Source organism: Nonomuraea roseola (assembly GCF_039535395.1).
In the GTDB taxonomy this organism is placed as follows: domain Bacteria; phylum Actinomycetota; class Actinomycetes; order Streptosporangiales; family Streptosporangiaceae; genus Nonomuraea; species Nonomuraea roseola.
Window position 1 is genome coordinate 341,748 of the sequence record NZ_BAAAXC010000006.1, and the last position, 21,636, is coordinate 363,383.

Here is a 21,636-nt window from a genome sequence, read left to right on the forward strand (position 1 = left end):
TAGCGGCCTGTGACCGAATTGTCCGCGCTCTCTGCCGTGCCAGCCGCCGCCCGCGACGCCGTGCTGAAGTTCTACTTCGGCCCCATGGACTGCGGTAAGTCCACGCTGGCGCTCCAGATGAACTACAACCACGGACGGCAGGGCAGGCGCGGGCTGGTGCTGACCAAGCACGACAGGTCGGGAGGACCGAAGGTCACCAGCAGGATAGGGCTCGGGCTCGACGCCATCGAGGTGGACGACTCCCTCGACCTGGTGGAGCTGGTGCGGGGCCACGACAGGATCGACTACCTCATCTGCGACGAGGCGTGCTTCTACACCATGGAGCAGATCGAGCAGCTGGCCGACCTGGTCGACGGGCACGGGGTGGACGTCTACGCCTTCGGCCTGGCCTCCGACTTCAGGTCGCGGATGTTCCCCGCCGCGCAGCGCCTGTTCGAGCTGGCGGACGAGGTGTGCAGGCTGCAGGTCGAGGTGCTGTGCTGGTGCGGGCGGCCCGGGCTGCTGAACGCCCGCGTCGTCGGGGGCGCGATGGCGCGCAGCGGCGAGCAGGTCGTGATCGGCGACACCGACGCCTCGCCCGTCCGCTACCAGGTGCTCTGCCGCCGCCACCACCGCAGCGGCCAGCTGGCGATGCCTGCCGCGGACCAAGCGGCGCCCGCCGAGGGCGCGGCGGCGCCGCCGACCGACGGAGCGGCGCCGCCGGCCGACGGGGCGATGCCTGGCGGGGGCGGGGCGGCCAGGACGCAGGAGAGCCTGACCGCCTCCGCCTGAGGATCAGCGCGCCCGCGGCGCGGCACGCCGGCCGGTGCGCTCGGCGACCTCCTCGAGCGCGGCAAGGAAGGTCTCCTCCGGCTGCGCGCCCGAGACGCCGAACTCCCCCTCGAACAGGAAGAACGGCACGCCGGTGATGCCGAGCTCGCGAGCCCTGCCGAGCTGCTCGCGGACCTCGTCGCCCGCCTCGCCCGTGTCGCTCACCCCGACCTCGGCGGCCAGCTTGGCCAGCACCTCGGCGTCGGCGATGTTGAGCCCGTCGGTGAAGTGGGCGGCGAACAGGCGCTCGGTCATCGGGGCGCCCAGCCCCTGGCGGGAGGCCAGCTCGATCAGCCGGTGGGCCTCGAAGGAGTTCGCGCTGACCGCCCTGTCGAAGTGGAGCTCCAGCCCCTCCTCGGCTCCCACGGCCGCGACCCTGGAGGTCATCTGCGCGACGTCGCCGCCGAACTTGCGCCGCAGCGCCTCCAGCAGCGGCTCGCCCTCGGCCGTGGCCGTGGGGTTGAGCTCGAACGGGCGGTAGGTGACCTCCACCTCGCCCGTGTGACGCGCGGCCGCCCTGGCGAAGCGCTTGTGCCCCATATAACACCAAGGACAGACCACGTCCGAGAAAATCTCTACCTTCATGACGTGCTGTAACACTCAACCAGCCGCGAGTTCTTCCAAGCGGTGGGGCAGGTAGCCCGAATCGTCAACGAGCGCCGAGGCGCCCCGCCACCAGCCGAACCACTCCCCGCTGCGCCACATCCAGTCGACCCGTTCGATGGCGGCCACCACGTCGCCGACATCCGACCACGACTCGCCCAGCTGTTCCGGCGTCGCGCCGTGTCGCAGCGCCCACTCCCTCAGGATGCGCACCGCGTCGCCAGGCACCGTCCTGGCATAGGGGTCGGGGTCCTCTCCCGGCAGCCGGTGGGGGCCTAGCCCCGCCGCCACTCCCCAGCTCCACTGCGCCTCGGCGGGCTTGGAGTAGCGCAGGGAGGAGAAGTCGAGGTTGGAGCCGAGATCGTCGTCGGGACGCCTGGTCACCAGCGCGTCGAGCCTTCCTCCCGCGTCGAAGTGGACGACCAGGCGCTGGCCGGGCTGTGCGGTGCCGGGCAGTTCGATGCGGTCCTCCGCCTGCCAGGAGTTGAGGTCGACCTCCGCGACGGCGGGCCCCCACAACGCGTCGGCCGCGTCGTCGGCGATCCACGCCGCCAGCATCTCCAGCAGGGTCAGATCGGTCCACGGGTCGACCGCCGTCGAGGTGCGCAGCACCTCCATGGGGGCGGGCAGCTTGCCTCCCCGTTCGCTCTCCCACCAGCCCTCGCCCAGCTCCCGCACCCCGACCACGAGCGCGGCGATGGACGACAGCTCCGCCGATCTCCTGGTCAGTGAGGCGCCCAGAGCCAGCTCCAGGCACTGGGAGGCGCGCTCGTCGCCCAGCGTGGCGCGCGCGTCGGCGATCAGCGTGGCGGCCGTCGGCCGCTGCTCGCCGAGCAGATTGTTGATAACTCGTCTGGCCTCGGTCCTCGCGTCTTCAGCATGTGCCTCGCGCATACAGCCACGCTACGCCCGTAGATCCTTTCTCGACAGCTTGTACGGAGAACCTGTATGACGATACGGTCACCCGCGTCAGCGGTTCCCACCTGCGGATGTTCCACTGGTGCCGTTGAGGAGGTCACCCATGCGCTTGACACCGACCGAGCAGGACAGACTCCTGCTCTTCACCGCCGCCGAGCTGGCCCGCGCCAGACGGGCGCGCGGGCTGCGCCTGAACGTGCCCGAGGCCACCGCGCTCATCGCCGACGCGGTGTGCGAGGCGGCCAGAGACGGGGCGAGGCTGGCCGAGGCCATCGCGGCGGGCCGCGAGGTGCTCGGGCCGCAGGACGTGCTGCCGGGGGTGGCCGACATCGTGACCCAGGTGACGGTCGAGGCGGTGTTCGACGACGGCAGCAGGCTCGCGGTGGTGACCGACCCGTTCGGCGGCGGCTCCATGGGCGAGGCCGCGCCTGGCGCCGTCGTGTCCGCGGGAGACTGGATGCAGCCGCCCGCCTCCGCGCGGGTGCAGGTGCTCAACACCGCGCAGGTCCCGGTCTCGGTCACCTCCCACTTCCACTTCTTCGAGGCCAACCCGCGCCTGCGCTTCGCCCGCGAGGAGGCCTACGGCATGCGGCTCAACATCCCCGCGGGGGCCACGGTGCGCTTCGACCCGGGGGCCACGGTGGAGGTCGAGCTGGCGCCGATCGGCGGCGGCCGTACGGTGATCGGCTTCGCCGGGCTGGTGGACGGGCCGCTGGACGCGCCGGGCGCGAAGGAAGAGGCGCTGCGCAGAGCGCGCGCCTGCGGATACGAGGGGGCTTAGGGTGCACGACTACATCGGGGTGCACGGACCTCGCCAGGGCGACCTGGTACGGCTCGGCGACACCGGCCTGGTCGTCCAGGTGGAGCACGACTCGCAGCAGCCGGGCGAGGAGTTCCTCGCCGGGTTCGCCAAGACCGCCCGTGACGGGCTGCACCTGAAGGCCGCCTCCATCCGCGAGACCTGCGACCTGGTGATCAGCAACGTGCTGGTGATCGACGCGATGCTCGGCGTCAGGAAGGTGTCGATCGGGGTGCGCGAGGGGCGCGTCCACGCGATCGGCCGCGCCGGCAACCCCGACACCCTCGACGGCGTGGACGTGGTGGTCGGCACCGGCACCACGATCGTCTCCGGCGAGGGGCTGATCGCCACGGCGGGCGCGATCGACACGCACGTCCACCTGATGTCGCCGCGCATCATGGAGGCGTCGCTCGCCTCGGGGGTCACCACGATCATCGGGCAGGAGTTCGGGCCCGTGTGGGGCGTGGGCGTGAACTCCCCCTGGGCGCTGCGCAACGCCTTCGCCGCCTTCGACGCCTGGCCCGTCAACATCGGCTTCCTGGCGCGCGGCTCGTCGTCGGTGGCCGATCCGCTGGTGGAGGCGCTGGTCGAGGGCGGCGCGTGCGGGTTCAAGGTGCACGAGGACATGGGTGCGCACACCACGGCGCTGGACACCGCGCTGCGGGTGGCCGAGGAGCACGACGTCCAGGTGGCCCTGCACACCGACGGGCTCAACGAGTGCCTGTCGGTGGAGGACACGCTCGCCGTCCTGGAGGGCAGGACCATCCACGCCTTCCACATCGAGGGGTGCGGCGGAGGCCACGTCCCGAACGTGCTGCGCATGGCGGGCGTCGCCAACGTCATCGGCTCCTCCACCAACCCGACGCTGCCCTTCGGCCGCGACGCGCTCGGCGAGCACTACGACATGATCGTCGCGGCGCACGGGCTCAAGCCCGACCTGCCCAGCGACCAGGTGATCGCCCGCGACCGGATCAGGGCGGGCACGATGGGCGCCGAGAACGTACTGCACGACCTGGGCGTCATCGGCATCACCTCCTCCGACGCGCAGGGCATGGGCAGGGCGGGCGAGACCTTCAGACGCACCTTCCAGCTCGCCTCGCGCTTCGCCACGGAGGGGCCCGACAACGAGCGCGTGCTGCGCTACATCGCCAAGCTGACCATCAACCCGGCGATCGCGCACGGCCTCTCGCACGAGGTCGGCTCGATCGAGGTCGGCAAGCTGGCCGACATCGTGCTGTGGGAGCCCTCCTCCTTCGGCGCCAAGCCGTGGCTGGTGCTCAAGGCGGGCTTTCCCGCCTGGGGCGTCACCGGCGACCCGAACGCCTCCACCGACGCCTGCCAGCCCCTGGTGTACGGCCCGCAGTTCGGCGGTCACGGCGCCACCCCCGCCGAGCTGTCGGTCGCCTTCGTGAGCCGGGTCTCGCAGGCCCTGCCGACCAGGCGCCGCCAGGTGCCCGTGCGCGGCACCCGCGGGATCGGCCCTGCCTCGCTCGTGCGCAACGACCGTCTCGGCCAGGTGCGGGTGGACCCGCGCACGGGCCAGGTGACGCTCGACGACCGGCCGATCGGCGCCGAGCCCGTCTCCTCGGTGCCCCTCAGCCGCCTGTACTTCCTCTGACCCGCCGACCTTCACGACACCCGCGCTTCGCGGTTCCCGCTAGGAGCCCTCTTGACACCCGCAGACCACGGTTTCCGCATGCCGGCCGAGTGGGAGCCGCACGCCCGCACCTGGATGGCCTTCCCCACCCCGAACCCGACCTTCACCGACCTCGAGGCCGCGCGCAGGACGTGGGGCCAGGTGGCCAACACGATCGCCACGTACGAGCCGGTCGTGATGATCGCCAACACCGGTGAGAGCGCCGACGCCCGCTGCTACCTCGACCCCGGCGTCACCGTGGTCGAGCGTCCGCTCGACGACGCGTGGCTGCGCGACAGCGGGCCCACCTTCCTGGTGGACGGCAGGGGCGGCCTCGCCACGGCGAACTGGGTCTTCAACGGCTGGGGCCAGCAGAGCTTCGCCCGCTGGGAGAACGACTCCAGGGTGGGCACGCTCGTCTCGGAGCTGGCCGGGGCGGCGCCGTACAGCTCGGCGATGGTCAACGAGGGCGGCGGCATCCACGTGGACGGCGAGGGGACGGTGCTGCTGACCGAGACCGTCCAGCTCGACCCGTTCCGCAACCCCGGATGGACGCGCGAGCGGGTGGAGGCCGAGCTGCGGGCCTTCATCGGCGCGGAGAAGTGCCTGTGGATGCCGCGCGGGCTCACCGCCGACTACGGCCTGTACGGCACGCGCGGCCACATCGACGTCTTCGCCTCCTTCGTCCGCCCCGGCCTGGTCGTCGCGCACAGCCAGCCCGACCCCTCCCACCCCGACCACGAGGTGTGCAGGGAGAACATCGCCCTGCTGCGCTCGTACACCGACGCGAGGGGACGGGCGCTGGAGGTCGTCGAGGTGCCCGCGCCCACGGTCACCGAGGTGGACGGCGAGCCCGTCGACTACTCCTACATCAACCACTACCTGGCCAACGACGCGGTCGTGCTGTGCGCCTTCGACGACCCGCGCGACGCCGAGGCGGCCGCGCTGTTCGCCAAGCTCTTCCCGTCGCGGACGGTCGAACTGGTGGACGCCAGGGAGATCTTCGCGGGCGGCGGCGGCATCCACTGCATCACCCAGCAGCAACCGGCCGTCTCCCGCCCCTGACGCATCCGGCCACCACCGGGGCCGCCGGAGGCCTGGCCTCGTGGATGCCATGGCGGAACCGTCGATCACCCAGCGGTTGCGATGACAGCCGGGTATTCAGGCTCGCATGCGCGGCAGGTAGGGTGAGCTTGTGACGACGTTTCGGATCAGCGAGGCCGCCGCGCTGCTCGGGGTCAGCTCCGACACCGTCCGCCGCTGGGTGGATGCGGGCCGGCTGGCGGCCGAGCGGGACGAGCACGGCCACCGGCAGGTCAACGGCGCCGACCTGGCCGCCTTCGCTCGCGCCCAGGTCGGGACGGCAGGCGACGGCGGGCGCTCCTCGGCGCGTAACCGCTTGCGCGGGATCGTGACCGAGGTGATCAAAGACGCGGTGATGGCGCAGGTGGAGATCGCTGCGGGGCCGTACCGGGTGGTGTCGCTGATGAGCCGGCAGGCCGCCGACGAACTCGGCCTGGAGATCGGCGTCGTGGCCGTCGCCGTCATCAAGTCCACCAACGTCGTCGTCGAGATCCCCGACCACGAACGCGTGACCGGCAGCTAGTTGGGAGCCCCCTTGGTGTCCAGGCGTCTGTCCCGTTGGGCCCTCGCCCTTCCCGCCGCGCTCGCGATCGCCGTCCTGTCCGGGTGCGGCTCCGGCCAGCCGTCCGCGTCCACCGCCTCGGGCTCGGCGTCGGCCGGTGGCGGCGCCAAGGAGGTGACGGTCTTCGCCGCGGCGTCGCTGACCGGCACCTTCACCGAGCTCGGCAAGGCCTTCGAGGCCGCCCATCCGGGCACGTCGGTGCGGTTCAACTTCGGCTCCAGCGCGACGCTGGCCCAGCAGATCGTCCAGGGCGCGCCCGCCGACGTGTTCGCCGCGGCCAGCCCGGCCACCATGAAGACCGTCACCGACGCCTCACTGGCCGGCGCGCCGGCCACCTTCGTGCGCAACAAGCTGCAGATCGCCGTCCCCGCGGACAACCCGGCCGAGGTGGACGAGCTCGAAGACCTCGCCGACGCCAACGTGAAGGTCGCGCTGTGCGCCCAGCAGGTGCCGTGCGGCGCGGCGGCGGTCAAGGCGCTGGACGCGGCCGGGCTGAAGGTCACCCCGGTCACCCTGGAGCAGGACGTCAAGGCCACCCTCACCAAGGTCGAGCTGGGTGAGGTGGACGCGGCGCTGGTCTACAGGACCGACGTGATCGCCGCGGCGGGCAAGGTGAAGGGGATCGCCTTCCCCGAGGCGGACAAGGCGATCAACGACTACCCGATCGCGACGCTGACCGAGGCGCCCGCCGGTGATCTGGCCCGGCAGTTCGTCGACCTGGTGCTGTCACGACAGGGCAAGGACGTGCTGACCAAGGCCGGCTTCGAGACCCCCTGACGCCCATGACCTCCTCGCCCTCGCCCAGCCCCGACCGCGCGGCCTCGCGCGGCGGGCCCGCAGGCCGCCGGGACTCGCCCCGCCGGGTCGCCGGCCGCCTGCCCTGGATGCTGCTGGTACCCGCCGTGCTCGGGCTGGCCTTCCTGGTGCTGCCGCTCGCCGGGCTGCTGGTGAGGGCCCCTTGGCCGACGCTGCTGGAGCGGCTGGCCGAGCCGCAGGTGCTGCAGGCGCTGCGGTTGTCGCTGGTGACCGCCAGCATCGCCACTGCGGTGTGCCTGCTGCTCGGGGTGCCGCTGGCCTGGCTGCTCGCCAGGGTGTCCTTCCCCGGGCGGCGGTTGGTGCGGGCGCTGGTCACCGTCCCGCTGGTGCTGCCGCCGGTGGTCGGCGGCGTGGCGCTGCTGCTGCTGCTGGGACGGCGGGGGCTGCTCGGGCAGTGGCTGGAGTCCACCTTCGGTCTCACGCTGCCGTTCACCACCGCGGGCGTGGTCGTCGCCGAGGCGTTCGTGGCGATGCCGTTCCTGGTGATCAGCGTCGAGGGCGCGCTGCGCGGCGCCGACCAGCGCTTCGAGGAGGCCGCCGCCACGCTCGGCGCTTCACGCTGGACCGTGTTCCGCCGGGTCACGCTGCCGCTGATCATGCCGGGCGTCGTGGCGGGGGCGGTGCTGTGCTGGGCGCGGGCGCTCGGCGAGTTCGGCGCCACCATCACCTTCGCCGGCAACTTCCCCGGCACCACCCAGACCATGCCGCTGGCCGTCTACCTGGCGCTGGAGACCGAGCCTGAGGCCGCCATCGTGCTCAGCCTCGTCCTGCTCGCCGTCTCGGTGATCATCCTGGCCAGCCTTCGCGACCGGTGGGTGAACACGCCATGACACACGACGGTCTGCGTGCCAGGCTGGTCGTCACCCGGCCCTCGTTCGTCCTCGACGTCACCCTGGAGGCCGCCCCTGGCGAGGTGGTCGCGCTGCTCGGTCCGAACGGCGCGGGCAAGACCACGGCGCTGCGCGCCCTGGCCGGGCTCACCGCCCTGTCCGGCGGCAGCCGGATCACCCTCGACGGCGAGCCGCTGCACACCACCGCCGCCGAGCGGCGTCCGATCGGCATGGTCTTCCAGGACTACCTGCTCTTCCCCCACCTGTCCGCGCTCGACAACGTGGCCTTCGGGCCACGCTGCCACGGCGCCTCCAAGGCCGAGGCCCGCCGCACCGCCGCCGCCCTGCTGGAGCGCGTCGGGCTGGCCGAGCACGCCGCCGCCAAGCCCCGCCGGCTGTCCGGCGGCCAGGCCCAGCGCGTCGCCCTGGCCCGCGCGCTGGCCGTACACCCCCGGCTGCTGCTGCTGGACGAGCCCCTGGCCGCGCTCGACGCCCACACCCGGCTGGAGATCCGCTCCCAGCTGCGCCGCCACCTCGCCGACTTCGACGGAGCCACCGTGCTGGTCACCCACGACCCGCTGGACGCCATGGTGCTCGCCGACCGGCTCGTGGTCGTCGAGCACGGCGCCGTCGTCCAGCAGGGCGCCCCAGCCGAGGTGGCCCGCCGCCCCCGCACCGACTACGTCGCCCGCCTGGTCGGGCTCAACCTCTACCGCGGCATGGCCGACGGAGCGCGGGTCACGGTGGGCGAGCTGCTGTTCAGCACGTCCGAGCATCTTGAAGGGCCGGCGTTCGTCGCCTTCCCGCCCGCCGCCGTCGCCCTCTACCGCTCCCGTCCTGACGGCAGCCCGCGCAACCTGTGGCAGGCCACGATCGAGGGCATCGAACGGCACGGCGACAACGTCCGCGTCCACCTCGACGGCCTGATCGCCGCCTTCGCCGACATCACCCCTGCCGCCGTCGCCGACCTCGACCTCGCCCCGGGTCAGCAGGTCTGGGCGTCGGTCAAGGCCACAGAGACACACGCCTACCCGGCATGAACGCGCACCCGCCCGCGGTTCAGGCGCTTTGGCCGGTATCCCCCTCCCGCCGGACGCGGGCCCGCACGACGCCGGGGTACCACGCCGTGAAACGCACGGCGGCGACGATCGCGGCGATCTGGATGATCCAGCCGGTCCAGAGGTTGTCAGGGTCGCGAAGGACGAGATCCCCGTAGGCGCCGGCGACCGCCGCGACCAGGAACGCCAGCCCCCAGACGCCGGTGATCACGTAGTTGGTGCGCAGGAAGGCCGGCGAGTGCCAGTACGCGCGGTCGACCTGCTCGCGGGCGTACTGGAGGGTGAAGGGCATCCGCACCGCCATGGAACCGAAGGCGATGAGGACCAGCGCGATGTTCGACACCTCACCCGCGTACGTCTCCAGCCAGCGGCGGGTGCCCGCGGTCGCGACCAGGCCCACAGCCGCCAGGGCGGCGAAGAAGACCACCTCCGCGACCTCGAGCAGCTTCGGGGCACCGCCCTGCCGGACGATCCGGTTGGCCACGATGAGAAGGACGGACACGGCCAGCGCGAGCACCACGGACAGCTCGAACCGGCCGGGCCCGACGAGCACGGAGAAGATGATCCACGGGGCCATTCCGGCGACGGGGTTGTCCAGGACACCGGCCGGCTTCCCGTTGGCTTGGCTGTCCATAGGTGAACCTTCCGCGACGGGATCCTCACTCCCAGTGTGCCCCCTGCCCCGCAGGGGGCACCACGCCGCGCCGCGCCGGTGGCGTCCACCTGGTCGGATGACGCCGAACCGGGATCGGCACGCGCCGGCGCGTGGCTCTCCGGCCAGGACCGCCACCGGGCACCCTTCTTGCGCTCGCCCGCGCGGCCGGCTCCGTCCCGGAGAGTAGGAGCAGGGTCCTGGATCGACTCTGCGGGGATGGTTCCGAGGCAGGAAGAGACCGGCCGCCCGCGACGGCACGCTGGGATCATGACCGCGATTCGCGCAGTGAACCTGCACAAACGCTACGCCGGCACCACCGCGGTGGCGGACCTGTCCTTCGCCGTCGAGCCTGGCCGGGTGACCGGCTTCCTCGGCCCCAACGGGTCCGGCAAGTCCACGACCATGCGCATGATCCTCGGGCTCGACCGGCCGTCCGGCGGCACCGCGCTCGTGGACGGGCGCCCGTACCACGAGCTGCGGCACCCGCTGCGCAAGGTCGGCGCGCTGCTGGACGCCAAGGCCGTGCACGGTGGGCGCAGCGCGCGCAACCACCTGCTGGCCGTCGCCCAGAGCAACGGCCTCCCCGCGAGCAGGGTGAACGAGGTGCTGGAGACCGTGGGCCTGCGGGAGGTGGCCAGGCGGCGGGTCGGCGGCTTCTCGCTGGGCATGTCGCAGCGGCTCGGCATCGCCGCGGCGCTGCTCGGCGACCCCGAGATTCTGATCTTCGACGAGCCGGTCAACGGCCTCGACCCCGACGGCATCCTGTGGATCCGCAGGCTCATGCGCAGGCTCGCGGCCGAGGGGCGGACGGTGTTCGTCTCCAGCCACCTCATGAGCGAGATGGCCCAGACCGCCGACCACCTGATCGTGATCGGCAGAGGCAGGCTCATCGCCGACACGAGCGTGGAGGAGTTCATCGGGCGCAGCTCGCAGGGGTACGTGCGGGTGCGCTCGCCCCGGCTGGCCGAGGTGGCCGAGCTGATCAGGGTGGGTGAGCCGAACGGCGACCACCTGCGGGTGACCGCGATGAGCACGCTCGAGATCGGCACGATCACCGCGCGCGCCGGCATCCCGCTGGAGGAGCTGACGTTCGTGCAGCCCTCGCTGGAGGCGGCCTACATGGAGCTCACCAAGAACAGTCTGGAGTTCACATCATGATCGACATTTTCCGGTCCGAATGGACCAAGATCCGCTCAGTCCGTTCGACGGTATGGACCCTGGCCGTCACCGCCGTGCTGATGCTGGGCTTCTCCGCCCTCGCCAACGCCTCCGCCAGGGGCGCGGCCGGCGGGCCTGTCCCGGGCGAGCATGCGATCATCATGGGCCTGACCGGTACGTTGCTCGCCTCGCTGTCCATGGCCACCCTGGGTGTTCTGGCGATCTCCAGCGAGTACCGCACAGGGGGCATCCGTACCTCGATCATGGCCGTGCCCAGGCGCATGAGCCTGCTGACCGGCAAGATCGTGCTGTTCGTCGCAGTCTCGCTGGTCGTCTGCACGGTCGCGTCGGCCGGGGCGATCGGCGTCGGCGTGGCGATCTCCCAGCCGCCGTCGATCGAGGTGGGCGAGGTGGCGCGCGCCTCGCTCGGGTCCGGTCTCTACCTGACCGCGTGCGGGCTGTTCGGACTGGGACTGGGCACGCTGATCAGGCACACGCCGGGCGCGATCGTGTCGGCCATCGCGCTGATCCTGGTGCTGCCCACGATGGCGAACCAGCTTCCTGGAGAGTGGGGCGCGACCGTGGCCGCGTACTTCACCACGAACGCCGGCCTGCTGGTCGTGTCCGGCCAGGGCAACGGCTCGTTGGGGCCGTGGAGCGGGTTCGCGGTCTACCTCGCCTGGGTGGCCGCCGCGGTGCTCGCGGGCGCCGTGCTGATGCAGCGCCGCGACGCGTAGCCCACCCGAGTGGAGATGCTCGTTCGACCCTGCCGGTTGATCTCGAAAGCGCCGCCATGGTTAATGGGTTCCGGCGCCCATCGTCACAGGATCTGAGGGAGTGGCGCATGCAAGGCTGGTGGGGGAACCTGTTACAGGGCGCGCTCTCGGCGGTCATCGGCGGCGTCGTGGCGGCGCTGACCGCATGGGCCGTCGTCACAGCGACAAGGCGGCACGAGAGACAAGCCGCGCTCGAGATCGAAGCCCGGACAAGCGCCATCGAGTTCTTTCTCCTCTTGGCCGACATAGACATTCAGCTGACCAAGGCTCTCGACAGCGGCGTCGCACTGCCGCGTATGACAGAGGGCAGGGATTGGACGGTCAACGCGCTGAAGACCGAGATCGCCATGTTCTCCTTCGGCCGGAAGACAGGCAACGCCTTCTCCCAGGAGATCGGCGATCTGAGACGGGCACTGGAGTTGGCTGAGGGCGATGATCCTCCCAGGGAGGAGCCGGTGAAGGCGGCGATGGCCGCGCTGCATGCACTGAGCGATCACCTCGCCGATTGGCTGATGCAAGGGCGTCACCAGCCGGATGCGTCCGGCTGAACGTCCGCCTGGCCAGGGTGGAGGATCGGGCAGCATGGCGTCCGAGAGGATCACGCCGGTCCGAAGCCGTTCTCAGTCCACCCAGTCGGGCAGGCCGTCGAGGGTGGCCCTGGGACGCCGGCCGCGCAGCGCTGGGCCAGAGGCCTGCGCAGGCGGCCCCCGGGGAGCGAGAGGGAGGTCCGCGCGACGGTCTTGCGGTCAGCCCGGAATCACGTCCGCCCCTGAGTGCTCGGGAGCGGGGGTGCGGGGGATGAGGGTCAGGGCGGCGGCCAGGCAGGCCGGCGGGATCGCGGGCAGGACGTAGCGGGGGTCGTAGTCGGCGGATGCGGCCGGGATCACCAGCAGGGCCCCTGCCATGAGCCAGGCCGTCAGGACCTCGCCGCCCCGCCCCCGCGCGCCCGCTTCCGTCCCGTGTCGCCGGCGCTGCCGCCGCCTCGCTGCGAAGCCGATCACGGGGATGAGCATCAGGACGGCCAGCGCCGGGCCTGGCAGCGACAGGCGGGCCTGGTAGGCGCGGACCCACCGGGCGTAGGGCTGAACCACGCGGGTGACGCCGGTGGCGCCGCCGTAGGCCGCGGCGAGCTCGGTCTGGCGCACCGCGGCAGCGGTGTTGAGCGCCGTGCGGGCGCTCTTCGGGAAGTGGTACTTGGCCTCCGTCCAGGTGGTGGGGTACGGAGGCTGGCCTGGCGCGAAGGCGCGCAGCGTGTCGCGGGCCACCACCCCCAGGTAGTCGACAGGCTGGGCCTTGATCGCCGCCCAGAGGAAGCGGCGGGCCAGGTCGTTGGAGCGCGGCCCGTAGATCCCGCCGATCCGGCGGAACGGTGACTCCTCGGAGAACATGGCCGCGTAGACCGGCGAGGCGATCCGGGGGTCGCTCGGCGGCCTCTTGGGGCACAGGACGGCCAGGTCGGGGCCGGGTTTGATGCGTGCGCAGTCGGCGAAGGCGGCGGTCCGCCCGTACAGCCAGACCGCGCTGTGCCGGTTGAAGCCCCACTCGCCGTAGTGGCTGTGGAACCACGCCATGTACGCGGTGACCGGTACCAGGAACGCCCCCACCGCCACGATGACGGTCAGGCCCGACGCCCGTCGTCGCGAAGCGCCGCCGCCGGCGCCTGCGCCGTTCAGACCCGTCACGACGAGGCCCGTCGCGATGACAAGGATCAGTGGGAGGCCGACGATCCTGGTCACCGCCGCGCATCCCGCCAGCAGTGCTGCCGCCCCCGCCGACCATGGGGGCACGGGGCTTCGCCACAGCAGGACGGTCACCGCCGACATCACCAGGAAGGCGAACAGCTCATCGGAGACCAGCAGGTGCTCCAACTGCAGGCGGTCGCCGTCGAGCAGCACCGGGATCGAGGTGGCGCAGCCCAGCGCCTGGGGCAGCCAGGGCCGGTGCGGCCATCTGGCGCGCGCCGCCCGCCATACCAGCGCGTACACCATCACCCCGGTGAACAGGCCCATGACGGCCTGGGCGGCCACCACGGCGGTGAACCCGTGCAGCGGGCGCAGCAGCCACAGCAGGATCGGATACCCGCCGGGGTGGTGCGCCGCAGGCGTCAGCGTCAGCGCCGCGCGCACGTACACGACCGAGTCGCCGGTCCACAGCATCGAGGGATACCCCGCGGCGGCGACGATCCGCAGGGTGGCCGCGGCCGCCAGCACCCCCGCGAAGAGCGCGTGCCGCCACGCCCATCGGCCGCAGGCGCTCAGCCGCCGGAACATCGCGCCGCTGCCGAGCCGATCGCGGCAGGCCGGTACGCGAGGAGGACCAGACGGCCGAACACGCGACGTTCCATGCCTGCTCGCCTACCCCGTCGCCCGCAGGAGGCCGGGCGGTCCCGTCGATCCATGGCGGTCCATGGCCGGAAGATTCCGCCGTCTTTCCTCGGGCGGCGGAAACGTGCCGGGGACCCCGCGCCGTCACCCGCCTGCCCGGTCCCCGATCTCCCGCCCGCGCAGCAGATGGAGGGCGAGCAGGCTCAGCCAGCACCAGCCCGCGGTGATCGAGATGCGCTGGAACAGCCCGGCCACGTTCACCAGCCCCTCGGTCTGCTCGAAACCCATGCCGGAGAGCACGAACGCCCCTGTGAACACGATGCCGGTCACCGCGGAGTAGGCGGCCCAGAGCGGACTCCCCCAGCCTGCGAACCGCCTGGCGAAGACGAAGCAGGCCGCCACCAGGGCTACGAAGGCGAGCATCGAGACGACGTCATGCAGGGCGGCGTGCGCGCTGCCGTACTTGGTGAGCCTGTCGGGTGTGCCCGGCGGATATCCGCTGATGGGGTCGGTGGCGAAGACGCCCGCGCCGATCAGCCCCGCCCCCCAGATCCCGACGAGCACGGGGCCCCAGGTCGACCCGCCGAAGGGCCGGAGCGCGCGCCGGAGCCCGACGGCGAAGGCCACCGTCAAAACTCCCGCGACGACGAAGGTGGCCACCTGCGTCCAGCCGAGGTCGCCCAGGGCGAGCGAGCTGACCGGGTGGCGCAACGGGTCGTAGCCGGCGCGGGTGGCGCCCGTGATGAGGAAGACGACGACGAACAGCGGGCCGGCGATGGCGCCGCAGACGAGGAGAGGGGCGGCCCGTGCCGCGTCGGCCCATGCTCGCGTCGATTTCTGCCGCATCAGTCCTCCGCCATTTTCACAGTAACCGAGCGGGAGCCGGAAAACATCGGCCCGCAGGCCGATGTCGCGCGGCCACTCCCTAATCTGTGGCCCTGACCCTGCGCGATGGGGAGGGAACATGCACGACCTGGAGAACAAGGTCGCCGTCATCACCGGCGCGGCGAGCGATGTCGGCCGCGGCATGGCCGAGACGTTCGCCGACGCGGGCATGCGCGCGTGGTGCTGAGCGACGTGGAGGAGGCCGCGCTCCATGCCACGACAGCCGAGCTGCGCGAGAGCGGCGCGGACGTCCACGCCGTCGTGACCGACGTGTCGAAAGCGGAGGACGTCACCTCGCTCGCCGAGTCCACGCTCAAGAAGTACGGCGCCGTAGACGTGCTGTGCAACAACGCGGGCGTCCGCACCGGCAGCAGGCCGAGCTGGGAGAGCACGCTCGACGCCTGGGAATGGATCCCCGGGGTGAACCTGATGGGCGTCGTCCACGGCCGGCTTCGAGGGACTGGTGCACAACAGGGAGCTGGCCGACCGACACATTGAAGCCCCCGAGCAAGTCGTCCAGGTCGGCGACGAGGTCCGCGTGAAGATCCTCGAAATCGATGTCCACCGCCGCCGCATCAGCCTCTCGCGTAAGCAGGCCCACGAGGAAGATCCAGGGATCAGCACACCTGCCGGATAACGTCGAAGAATCCCGGCCACCGACCGGTAAAGGTCACAGGAAGCGCGTTTCCCAGGAACTACCGTCCCGAAAGTCGTTGTCAGTTTCCGAAGTCCGACCTCGGCGCGGTCCATGTCCGCTGCACTCCGGCCGAACGCTGGGGATGGCCGCCGCGAGCAGCGCGCCGGCGCCCGCGATGACAAAGACAAGATCGATATTTCCCCCGCCCTACCGGCTGCCCCCGTCACTGCGGGCAAATCATCCGTTTCCCGCCGAATGTCCTAGGGATGATCAAGAATGGCGTGCCATGGGATGGATCGGGATCGCAACGGGCCACGAGCTCACCGTCGAGGGGACGCGGCGGCCGGTGCTCGCCTGCCGGACGGCCGCGGGCCGCGTGCTGGCCAAGGTGCCCGCCAACGTCAGGAAGGATCCGACCGCGGTACGGCTCGCCGCCCTCTGCGACCGGCTCGGCGAGCACGCGCGGGCGGTGCACGACCGGGTCGAGTCCTGGATGGTGCGGTCGCTGCCCGTCCCGGCCGCGGTGTTCGCGGCCGTGTGGGACGACCCGGTGTGGCGCGAGACGCTCACCGACCTGGTCATCGCCCCGATCGTCGACGGCACGCCCGACCTCGGCCGCTGCGCGCTCCTGCGCGAGGGCGCGTGGACGGGCGCGGACGCCTTCGCGATCCCGCACCCGCTGCTGCTCGGCGACGAGCTGCCCATCTGGCGGGGACGGAACCTCACGCAGGTCGTTGAGCAGATACGCCGCGAGGTGTGGACGCGTCCCGCGAGCATGGACCGTACGTTCGGCGTGGTCGACACCTGCGGATACATGGACGCCCGGTACGAGAGCGGCACCGCGTTCGAGCGCCGCGTGCACGAGCTGGGCGGGCGCATCAAGGGGGACGGGGCGCGGTTCACCGTGCACGCGCCCGAGCCGCTCGGCATCGAGATCGACCTGGCCTGGAGCGGGCCGATGAACCCGGCCTACATGGCGTGGCTGAGCTTCACCGCGGGCGGCAGGGAGATCGGCGACATCGCCTGGTCCGAGGGCGTCCGCATTCTCATGGCTCTGTACGCGGACCGCACCGTGGACGAGACGGAGCCGGTGGTGGAGGCAGCCGAGGCGTACTCCCACTACTGCGACGCCCACCAAGGCGAGCCCGGCACCGTGGTGTCCTCCGGCATCACAGGCCCGACGCGCGACGTGCTGCTGCGCGCCGGGGCGGTGCTGCCGGGCACGCCCGCCGGCTCCGACGAGGACACGTGCGTCGCCGTCCGCTACGAGCACTCCGGCCTGGACGAGCCGGTCGTCGAACTCGTCCGGCGCGCGGCCGTCGACGGCGACAAGGCCGAGAAGTCGCTGTACGACCTGGACCCGGTGGCTGAGACCGGCGTCGGCACCGTGCACGCGGGCCCGCCCGGCTTCCTCGCGTCCGCCCTGCACCGGTACCCGGCGCACCGCGCCCGCATCCTGGCCGCGCACACCGACCTGCGGGCCGCCCGCGGCCTGGCCGCCCGCAAGCCCGGCCTCGCGCGCACCACGCTCACCCGTACCGGCGACGACCTGGAGACGCACGCGCCCGAGCTGCTGCCGCCGTTCTACGAGGAGTGCGCGCGGATCCTGGCCGCCGCGGGCAGCGCCCGCTTCGCCGCCGCCTTCTTCGAGAAGGCCCGCGCCGCCGAGGACGCGCACGCGCTGCGGGTCGACGAGGCCGCGCTCGTCGCGGCGCACCTCGCCGCGGGACCGGACGCCGCCGGAACGGCCACGCTCAAGAAGCACGGCAAGCGGCTCGCCGCCCGCCATCCCGCCCCCGGCGCGCACCGCTGGCACCGCAGCCTGCTCACCGAGTGGTGCGAGGAAGTCCCGGACGGCGCGGACGGCGCGCTGGCCCTGGCCGACGGCTGGGCGGCGCTGGCGAAGGCCGCCGGGCACGCGCTCGGCGGGCCCGAGGACGAACGCGCCGTACGGGCCTTGCTGGAGAGCGGCTGCATGGAGTCGGCACCGCAGGCCCTGTGGAAGTTCGTCCTTCCGTTGCTCGGCCCGATGGCACGGGCGGACGCGGGCATCGGCCGCGCGCTCCTCGGCATCCTGCCGCTGCCCGCCAAGGACACCCCCAAGGCGAAGAGCGCGGCAGTGTCGCTCCTCCTCGGCAATCTCGCGGGCGCGGGCCTGACCGACCCGTTCACCACATTCCCCGGGCTGGCGGGGGCGGCGGCGAAGGGCTGGCTCGGCCGCTTCCTGAAGCTGTACGCGGGGCTCGCACTCCCCGTCGCCGGTCTCGGCGACCTCCTGCACGACGCCGGTACGCGGCTGCGCGCGGAGGGCCTCACCTGCGACGACCATGAGGCGGTACTGGGAGTGGACGAGGACGAGGTCAACCGCTGGGAGGAGACCGCCGCCGACCTCCCGCTCCTCGATCTCCTCCTGAACCGCGGCGTCCCGCTCGCGCGGCCCCGGCTGCTGCACACGTTCAAGCTGTACGACCGGCTCGCCTCCGGAGCGGGCACCGACCTGGCCGCCGTTGCCGCCGACCCGGACTGGGCTCCGCTGCTGCGCGACGCGATCGTGGGCAACGTGACCAACCAGCTCAACGTCACCGAGCCCGCCGTCCCGAAGCAGACCGCCCCCGAGACCGTACGGGCCCTGACCGCGACACCGGGAACGGCGCAGATTGTCGCCGCCATCCTGGCCGAGCATGCCGAGCGGGTCCCAAGTCAAGGGCTTCCTGACGCGCACGCCGCCCTGTGCGACGCCGAACGGTTCACCATCGCCGGAGTCCCCGGCCCCCTCCTGGACAGCGTCCGGACGATCGCGACCGGGACGGACCCGGCCCGCGCCCTCGCCACCACGCTGAGCGGCGGCGTCCTCGACGAACTGGAGTTGCCCGCCTTCGTCCCCGGCCACGTCAACACCATCACCGACTACCTGGAAGAGAGCGGCACCGACCTGCTCCTGATCGAGTCAGGCCGGCTCTGGGAGCACAAGTTCCGCGCCTCCGTCGTCACACCGGATGGAGTCGGCCCGTCCCACGGCTTCGGCACGTACGAGTACGTCTCCAGCCGGTCCCACGAACGGACCGAGGCGCGCGACCTCTACGACCGCTGCCTGATCGCCGTGAACGGCCGGGTGACCGTACTGGACCACGGCGGCCCGCACTGCCCGCACGGCAGCGCGCACCCCGCCGCCCGCCGCGTCGTACCGGCCGACGGCGAACGGGTCGCCTTCCCCGGTGGCGCCGAGGCCACCGTGTGGCGCGGCCAGGGCCGGATCATCGAGCTGCGGGACCCGGCCGGGCGTACCATCGGCCGCTACGTCCGCGGCTGGGGCAGGGTGCCCGAGCACGATGGTGCCGAGAACATCAGCACGGTCGAGCACCACCGCTACGCGTCCGGGACCCGCCTGGTCGCGCCTCCCGGCTGGTGGTCGGCGATGCGGCCGCGCGACCCCGAAGGATCCAGGGCGCTGCGCGCCGTCGACGAGAAGAAGGCGCAGGCCCTGATCGACGTCGCGGACGCCGCGCTCGCCGCCGACCTCATGCGGGTGCTGGACCCCGAGAGCGGGTACCCGGAGAAGGACGCCGCCCGCGACGAGCTGGCGGGACGGCTCCACCTGCTCCTGCCGGAGATCACCGACGAGTCACTCTGGAAGGGCGTCACGTTCCTGGTGTGGACGGCCGTCGAATGCCGCGAGCGCGCGTTCGCCCTGCTGGAACGCCTGGCGCTGACCCCGCCGCCCCACCTGCGCCCGGCGCCGGCCTCCGCGGCACCCGCCGTCCAGTCCGAGAAGTCCCCCGAGCCGGACGATCCGGGGCCTGAGTCCGCGTACGAGAGGATCGTCCACTTCACCCGTGCCGCCGTCGATGTGCCGTACGACAAGGAGATCGCGATATTCAACGCCCCCGCCGTCAAGGAGGTCGAGAACACGCTGGGCCGCCTCGGCGCCGCCGTCCTGGAGGCTGCGTGGGGCAACGGCGGCGGGCGCGCGCAACTTCTGGAACTGGCCGCCGTCCCCGAACTTCTCCGTACCGACGGTACCTGGCACGTCGCCCGGCTGCGCCCGGAGTACGACCTCGGGCAGATCCGCTCGGGCCGCGGCCCCGTCATGGCCGCCGCCGTCGCCGATTACGAGCAGGTGGGGCACGGGTACGCGGTCACGGCGCTCCTCTACACCCCGGACGGCCCCGACCCGCTCCTGTTCACCCGCAACCGCGCCGTCGAGCTGCGGACCTGCCGCGGCTGGGGCGACCCGAACCGGCTCCGGCGGGCGCTCGACCTGATCGCCGAGAACGGCCCGCCGCCCGTGGACCGGGAGGCGACCGTACGGGCGTTCGCCGAGGCCACCGGCCTGTCACCGGCCCAGTGCCTGATCCTGCTGTCCACCTCGGCCCGCACGCTCTCCTGGCCGGACGGCTGGGCGCGGGGCCGCGTCGCCGCCTTCCGCAAAGGCGACGCCGCCCGCGCCCGCGAACTCGACCTGACCGAGATCGAACTGCGCATCGCCGCGCTCTCCCTGGAGGCGCTCACCACCACCGACGAGGCCGTCGAAGTCGTCGAGCTGCTCATGCCCGACGACCCCGCCGACCTCTGGCGTACGGGCCCCGACCTGGACCGGGCGGTCGCGTACTGGACGGAACGCCACCCGCGGCTCACCCCGCTCACCACCGAGCAGTGGGTCACCCTCGCCTCCGGCGCCGAGGATGCCCTGGAGGCGCTGATCGCCCTGCTCGGCGAGCGTCCGTCCGTACCGCCTCTGGGTCACATCGCCCGCGCTGCGAGGCTCCTGGCCGACCGCCTGCCCAAGGACCACCCCGCCCGTACAACCGCCGCCGCCCGCTTGTGTGACCTGCACGAACACGTCACCAGCCCGGACACGACCCTGCCCATCGCCGCCGGGGTCACCTCGGTCACCGCCCTGGAACGAGCCGCCGGAGCGACCGCGGCCCACCTCCCGGAGAGCAGGCTCGCCATCGGCGAAGCCCTCACCCTGGAGCCCGCCGGAGACGGCTACCGCGTCCACCTCCGCCCGTCCCGCTGGTCCGACCTGGACGCGCTGGCCCCGGCCCTCCGCCGCGGCGGCGCCACCGATGTCGCCCTGGTCATGGAGGACCTGCGCTTCCTCCGTTCGTCCGGGCCACTGGAGGCCGCGGCCCGGCTGGAGTGACGTTCCCGGAGGTGTGCGGGTGGTGGCAGGCGATCCAGTGGTCCGGGGTCAGCAACCGCATCCGGGGTTCCTCGTCCGAGCAGCGGGCGTCGGCGTGGGGGCAGCGGGTGCGGAAGCGGCAGCCGCTGGGCGGGGCGAGCGGGGAGGGCGGCTCGCGGCTCGCGCGGTCCTCCTCCTCGGCGGTGAGCCGGAGCGGGCCACGGCACCGATGCCAGGCCGACGTCGCCGACGCCGAGATCGGCGACGCGCTCACCCTCTTGTGGGGCGGGTGCGCGCCAGCGACGTGGAACCGCAACCGGGCCGCGGTCTCGTCTTGGCCCACCTGGTGCCAGGCGAAGAAGAACTGGGTGGCCCCGTCCGTCCCGGCCGACGCGAACGCCGCCGGGAGAACGTCGACCGCACCAAGGCCGTCTCCAAGACCACGATCGATCGGCTGCTGTCGCGGCGCGACCTCCCGCTTCGGGAGAAGACGCTTTATCGGCTGCTGTACGAGACCGCCGCCAGCGCCGCCGAGATCCTCTCCCTCAACGTTGAGGACCTGGACCTGGAGAACCGGCGCGCACCGCTGCGCTCCAAGGGCGGCGACGTCGAATGGGTGTACTGGGACGCCGGTACCGCCCGCCTCCTGCCCCGCCTGCTCCGGCTCCCCGACGGTCACCCGCCTCTAACCGCTCAGGCCATGAGCAGGGCCGGGACTGCCGCTGCCAGCCTCGGCCCTGCATCCTTGCCTTTCACTGTGTGTGATCGTCTCGTCTTCGTGCCTCGCGCGCCTGCACACGTAGAGAGGCAAAGCTGATGAGGCGAGACATTGAGACGATCACGCTTCGTGATGGCGCGGAACGTTCCTACCCAACCGCCTATGTCGCGCCGAAGGTAGCCGCCCGTCGTGCTCGAGAGCGGCGCGGGGCGTGACCCAGGGCTGAGCGCATTCTCAGCCGGT

20 protein-coding genes and 1 pseudogene are annotated in these 21,636 nt (G+C 72.3%); 15 read left to right on the forward strand and 6 right to left on the reverse strand.

Features of this window, described 5'->3' with window-relative positions; genetic code table 11:
- The first annotated feature begins 9 nt into the window (after positions 1–9).
- On the forward strand, positions 10–771 hold the full coding sequence (locus ABFX55_RS07270; protein WP_346118861.1) for a thymidine kinase: 762 nt from the start codon (positions 10–12) through the stop codon (positions 769–771).
- 3 nt (positions 772–774) lie between these two features.
- On the opposite strand, the gene ABFX55_RS07275 is transcribed toward ABFX55_RS07270, so the two are convergent.
- Positions 775–1,395 (reverse strand): DsbA family oxidoreductase, encoded by a 621-nt coding sequence (locus ABFX55_RS07275; protein WP_346118863.1) that lies wholly within the window; start codon positions 1,393–1,395, stop codon positions 775–777.
- A gap of 15 nt (positions 1,396–1,410) precedes the next feature.
- Positions 1,411–2,307 carry a hypothetical protein gene (locus tag ABFX55_RS07280; RefSeq protein WP_346118865.1) on the reverse strand — a complete coding sequence of 299 codons (897 nt, stop codon included), beginning with the start codon at positions 2,305–2,307 and terminating at the stop codon, positions 1,411–1,413.
- Between the two features lie 127 nt (positions 2,308–2,434).
- On the opposite strand from ABFX55_RS07280, the gene ureA reads away from it, so the two are divergent.
- The 7 genes from ureA (at position 2,435) to ABFX55_RS07315 (ending at position 9,097) form a co-directional block, all read left to right on the forward strand.
- Positions 2,435–3,112: an urease subunit gamma gene (gene ureA / locus ABFX55_RS07285; protein ID WP_346118866.1), complete on the forward strand. Its 678-nt coding sequence runs from the start codon at positions 2,435–2,437 to the stop codon at positions 3,110–3,112.
- Position 3,113: 1 nt separating this feature from the next.
- A complete protein-coding gene (locus tag ABFX55_RS07290; protein ID WP_346118867.1) occupies positions 3,114–4,748 on the forward strand; it encodes an urease subunit alpha in 1,635 nt (544 codons plus the stop codon).
- A 51-nt stretch (positions 4,749–4,799) separates the two neighbouring features.
- Positions 4,800–5,831, forward strand: a complete 1,032-nt coding sequence (locus ABFX55_RS07295; RefSeq protein ID WP_346118868.1) for an agmatine deiminase family protein — start codon at positions 4,800–4,802, stop codon at positions 5,829–5,831.
- 130 nt (positions 5,832–5,961) lie between these two features.
- Positions 5,962–6,372, forward strand: a complete 411-nt coding sequence (locus ABFX55_RS07300; RefSeq protein ID WP_346118870.1) for a TOBE domain-containing protein — start codon at positions 5,962–5,964, stop codon at positions 6,370–6,372.
- 15 nt (positions 6,373–6,387) lie between these two features.
- Entirely contained in the window at positions 6,388–7,188 is an 801-nt protein-coding gene (modA, locus tag ABFX55_RS07305) for a molybdate ABC transporter substrate-binding protein (RefSeq protein ID WP_379478995.1), read from the forward strand.
- Positions 7,189–7,193: 5 nt separating this feature from the next.
- The gene (locus ABFX55_RS07310; RefSeq protein WP_379478996.1) at positions 7,194–8,057 is read left to right on the forward strand and encodes an ABC transporter permease; all 864 of its coding nucleotides are present in this window, start codon (positions 7,194–7,196) and stop codon (positions 8,055–8,057) included.
- Entirely contained in the window at positions 8,054–9,097 is a 1,044-nt protein-coding gene (locus tag ABFX55_RS07315) for an ABC transporter ATP-binding protein (RefSeq protein WP_346118874.1), read from the forward strand. Before ABFX55_RS07310 ends, ABFX55_RS07315 begins: the two co-directional genes overlap by 4 nt.
- A gap of 19 nt (positions 9,098–9,116) precedes the next feature.
- On the opposite strand, the gene ABFX55_RS07320 is transcribed toward ABFX55_RS07315, so the two are convergent.
- On the reverse strand, positions 9,117–9,749 hold the full coding sequence (locus ABFX55_RS07320; protein ID WP_346118875.1) for a hypothetical protein: 633 nt from the start codon (positions 9,747–9,749) through the stop codon (positions 9,117–9,119).
- A 288-nt stretch (positions 9,750–10,037) separates the two neighbouring features.
- On the opposite strand from ABFX55_RS07320, the gene ABFX55_RS07325 reads away from it, so the two are divergent.
- From ABFX55_RS07325 to ABFX55_RS07335, 3 genes are all read left to right on the forward strand, one after another.
- Complete coding sequence (locus ABFX55_RS07325) at positions 10,038–10,928, forward strand: ABC transporter ATP-binding protein (RefSeq protein ID WP_346118876.1); 891 nt, start codon at positions 10,038–10,040, stop codon at positions 10,926–10,928.
- Entirely contained in the window at positions 10,925–11,665 is a 741-nt protein-coding gene (locus ABFX55_RS07330; protein WP_346118878.1) for an ABC transporter permease, read from the forward strand. Before ABFX55_RS07325 ends, ABFX55_RS07330 begins: the two co-directional genes overlap by 4 nt.
- Positions 11,666–11,772: 107 nt before the next feature.
- Positions 11,773–12,252, forward strand: a complete 480-nt coding sequence (locus ABFX55_RS07335) for a hypothetical protein (RefSeq protein WP_346118880.1) — start codon at positions 11,773–11,775, stop codon at positions 12,250–12,252.
- Between the two features lie 198 nt (positions 12,253–12,450).
- On the opposite strand, the gene ABFX55_RS07340 is transcribed toward ABFX55_RS07335, so the two are convergent.
- Together ABFX55_RS07340 and ABFX55_RS07345 are read right to left on the reverse strand one after the other, a co-directional pair.
- Positions 12,451–13,974, reverse strand: a complete 1,524-nt coding sequence (locus tag ABFX55_RS07340; protein ID WP_346118882.1) for a hypothetical protein — start codon at positions 13,972–13,974, stop codon at positions 12,451–12,453.
- 198 nt (positions 13,975–14,172) lie between these two features.
- A complete protein-coding gene (locus ABFX55_RS07345; protein WP_346118883.1) occupies positions 14,173–14,874 on the reverse strand; it encodes a DUF998 domain-containing protein in 702 nt (233 codons plus the stop codon).
- A 231-nt stretch (positions 14,875–15,105) separates the two neighbouring features.
- Between ABFX55_RS07345 and ABFX55_RS07350 the strand changes: the two genes are divergently transcribed.
- From ABFX55_RS07350 to ABFX55_RS07360, 3 genes and pseudogenes are all read left to right on the forward strand, one after another.
- Entirely contained in the window at positions 15,106–15,411 is a 306-nt protein-coding gene (locus ABFX55_RS07350; RefSeq protein WP_346119221.1) for an SDR family NAD(P)-dependent oxidoreductase, read from the forward strand.
- Positions 15,362–15,517, forward strand: a pseudogene (locus ABFX55_RS07355) (S1 RNA-binding domain-containing protein); the annotation flags it as partial. The gene ABFX55_RS07350 and the pseudogene ABFX55_RS07355, both read left to right, overlap by 50 nt.
- A gap of 319 nt (positions 15,518–15,836) precedes the next feature.
- Complete coding sequence (locus ABFX55_RS07360; RefSeq protein ID WP_346118885.1) at positions 15,837–20,696, forward strand: DUF4132 domain-containing protein; 4,860 nt, start codon at positions 15,837–15,839, stop codon at positions 20,694–20,696.
- Here the strand turns inward: ABFX55_RS07360 and ABFX55_RS07365 are convergent.
- Positions 20,632–21,018, reverse strand: coding sequence for an oligopeptide/dipeptide ABC transporter ATP-binding protein (locus ABFX55_RS07365; protein WP_346118887.1), 387 nt, complete (start codon positions 21,016–21,018; stop codon positions 20,632–20,634). The two genes, ABFX55_RS07360 and ABFX55_RS07365, sit on opposite strands and share 65 nt — an antisense overlap.
- Between ABFX55_RS07365 and ABFX55_RS07370 the strand changes: the two genes are divergently transcribed.
- Positions 20,965–21,492: a hypothetical protein gene (locus ABFX55_RS07370; RefSeq protein WP_346119237.1), complete on the forward strand. Its 528-nt coding sequence runs from the start codon at positions 20,965–20,967 to the stop codon at positions 21,490–21,492. The two genes, ABFX55_RS07365 and ABFX55_RS07370, sit on opposite strands and share 54 nt — an antisense overlap.
- Positions 21,493–21,636: the final 144 nt, after the last annotated feature.